The organism is Corallococcus sp. CA053C, from assembly GCF_003611675.1.
Taxonomy (GTDB): domain Bacteria; phylum Myxococcota; class Myxococcia; order Myxococcales; family Myxococcaceae; genus Corallococcus.
In genome coordinates this window covers 1-2,323 of sequence record NZ_RAWA01000707.1, presented here as the reverse complement: position 1 = coordinate 2,323, position 2,323 = coordinate 1, and the positions used below count along the sequence as shown (strand labels likewise).

Here is a 2,323-nt window from a genome sequence, read left to right as displayed (position 1 = left end):
CGCCCGTGCCCCCGCCGCCCGCGAAGGACGAGGCGCGGCGCAACGGCCGGGTGCGGATGCACACGACCATCGACACGCGCAGCGACTCCAACTTCTTCACCGGCTTCTCCATGGACATCAGCGAGGGCGGCATCTTCATCGCCACGGTGGAAGCGGTGCCGCGCGGCACGCCGGTGGAGCTGGACTTCACGCTGCCGGGCGGCCAGCCCCTCACGGTGACCGGCGTGGTGCGCTGGGCCCGCGACGGCAACGACCGCACCCCGGAGCTGATGCCCGGCGTGGGCGTGCAGTTCACCACCCTGCCGCCAGAGGTGGCGCACGCCATCTCGTCGTTCGTCGCCACGCGCGACCCCATGTTCTACCCGGACTGATTCCGGGGGCGGCACGTTGGGGCGCGAAGGCGTCCAGCGGTTTTGCTAGGACGCCGGGCATGATCGACCACCTGAGCTTCTACGCGACCGACTTCGCCGCCTCGAAGGCCTTCTACGAGGCGCTGCTCCCCACACTGGGCTGCGGCCTCGTGATGGAGATGACCTCCACCTGGGACCCGGAGTTCCCCACGCGCCGGATGGCCGCCTTCGGTCCGCCCCAGCGCCCCGTGCTGTGGATCATCGAGACGAAGACGCCCGCGTCTCCCCGGCACGTCGCCTTCAGCGCGAAGAGCCCGGAGGCCGTGGACGCCTTCCACCAGACCGCGCTGAAGGCCGGCGCCCGCGACAACGGCGCCCCCGGCAAGCGGCCCCACTACCACGCGGGCTACTACGGCGCGTTCGTGCTCGACCCCGATGGCAACAACATCGAAGCGGTCCACCACGGCGCGCCGTGAGGCGCCCCCGCTGAGACATGCGACGCGTCTCAAGCGGGTCTTTCCAGGCCGTTCCGTCAATGCCATGCGCGGCCGCGCAAGCCATTGGAGGACCCGTAGCCGTCCTCAGGGCTGGTTCGGATCCGCGCCAATGCCCTGGAAGGGGTTGAACGTGTACGTCGTCGAGAACTGGGTGGACGGGCTGAAGTAGTACGCGGCGAGCTTCGCCGGGTCCTTCGCGATTTCTCCGCGCAGGATGGGGCCGTCGTTCTGGTCATCCCAGCCCCAGGGCGCGTTCGCGGAGTTGGTGCCGCAGTTGCCCGCCGCCAGCCCGCAGCCGCCCCCCGTGTCGCCCCGGAACGTCCCGTCGGACACGAACAGCGTGGTGAGGTCCCGGCGCGGCCAGAGCCCCTCGGTGGGGCTGTAGTTGTCGAGCAGCATGTAGCGCACGTCCGCATCCGTGGCGGACGAGGGCTGCTCCGCGAGGCTGAGCGACGGGTAGTACTTCACGCCGTCCCCGACGATGTCGAAGTACGGCCACGCCTTGAGCCCGTGGCCCTTGGCCTCCTGGGCGGTGACGGGGTGGAGCTGCCCTTCGAAGGAGGCGAGCGACAGCGTGCCGTCCAGCGACTCCGACCCCGAGCCGAGCGGGCTGCCCGCCGGCACGTAGGAGAAGAAGTCCTTGTGGGCGACCGTCACCGCGCCGACGAGCGCGCCGTACTCGCTGCCGTCGCGCTTCACGACGAGGAGCACCCCTTCGCCGTCGTTCTCATGCTCCGTGTCGAAGATGGAGTCGGACCAGTCCCGCGGATGGAAGAAGGTGTAGAGCAGGTACCAGTGCGAGGACGTCTCCACCACCGACTGGTAGGCGTGCGCGGTGAGCGCCCGCGAGCCGGTGTTGTCCCAGTTGTTCGTCCCGCTCCAGTCCCCGTCGAAGTCGACGCGGGTGAGGAAGTCGGACCGGCCGCTGAGCGAGTGGGAGCCCGTGACGTCCACGTCCTGGTAGTGGATGGGCGCCCACCGCTTCGTCAGCGCCGCCCGCGCCGCGGTGGACCCGACGCCGTTCAACAGGGCCTGCCGGGCCTGGCCGAACAGCGCCTCCTCCTCTGACACACCCTCTCCGCAGGCGGAGAGCAGCCCCAGCGCCAGGATGACGGCCGTGAGCGACGGGACTCCGGGAGAACGACGAAGCGATGACCGCATGGAAGCCCTGCCTTCTTGCCGTGGGCGGTCATCAGACGTTATCCGGGAATATTTGTGAAGAATGCTTTAGCGGAAACTCCGGTTGGCGGCTCCCCCCCATTCCAGACGGTGGCCGGCCCCGGCGTCCAGGGCATGCACTTCGCGGTCGCAAACCCTATCGTAGGCCTGCCCGCATCCGTCGGATACCGGACCCGGCCTGTCACCCGGGGCTGAAACACGGCCCGGCGTCTGGCGGAAAGACACACAATCCACGAGGGGGGGTGTGCCTGCCTCCCCCCAAGGAGACCCCGTCCGCATGAGCACGCCCACCCGGAC

At 69.5% G+C, this 2,323-nt stretch carries 3 protein-coding genes; 2 read left to right on the top strand and 1 reads right to left on the bottom strand.

Translation table 11 applies throughout. The features are described 5' to 3' along the window. Together D7V97_RS42400 and D7V97_RS42395 are read left to right on the top strand one after the other, a co-directional pair. Positions 1 to 371 (top strand): TIGR02266 family protein (locus D7V97_RS42400; RefSeq protein ID WP_120616194.1); only part of this gene is annotated, 371 nt, incomplete at its 5' end. A 59-nt stretch (positions 372 to 430) separates the two neighbouring features. Further along, the gene (locus D7V97_RS42395) at positions 431 to 826 is read left to right on the top strand and encodes a VOC family protein (RefSeq protein ID WP_120616193.1); all 396 of its coding nucleotides are present in this window, start codon (positions 431 to 433) and stop codon (positions 824 to 826) included. 105 nt (positions 827 to 931) lie between these two features. Here D7V97_RS42395 and D7V97_RS42390 read toward each other — a convergent pair whose 3' ends face one another. Beyond that, positions 932 to 2,008 carry a hypothetical protein gene (locus tag D7V97_RS42390; RefSeq protein ID WP_120616192.1) on the bottom strand — a complete coding sequence of 359 codons (1,077 nt, stop codon included), beginning with the start codon at positions 2,006 to 2,008 and terminating at the stop codon, positions 932 to 934. Between the last annotated feature and the right edge of the window lie 315 nt (positions 2,009 to 2,323).

Coding starts and splice junctions, on each gene's coding strand:
- D7V97_RS42395 (WP_120616193.1), top strand. CDS start 431: ATGATCGACCACCTGAGCTTCTACGCGACCGACTTCGCCGCCTCGAAG.
- D7V97_RS42390 (WP_120616192.1), bottom strand. CDS start 2,008: ATGCGGTCATCGCTTCGTCGTTCTCCCGGAGTCCCGTCGCTCACGGCC.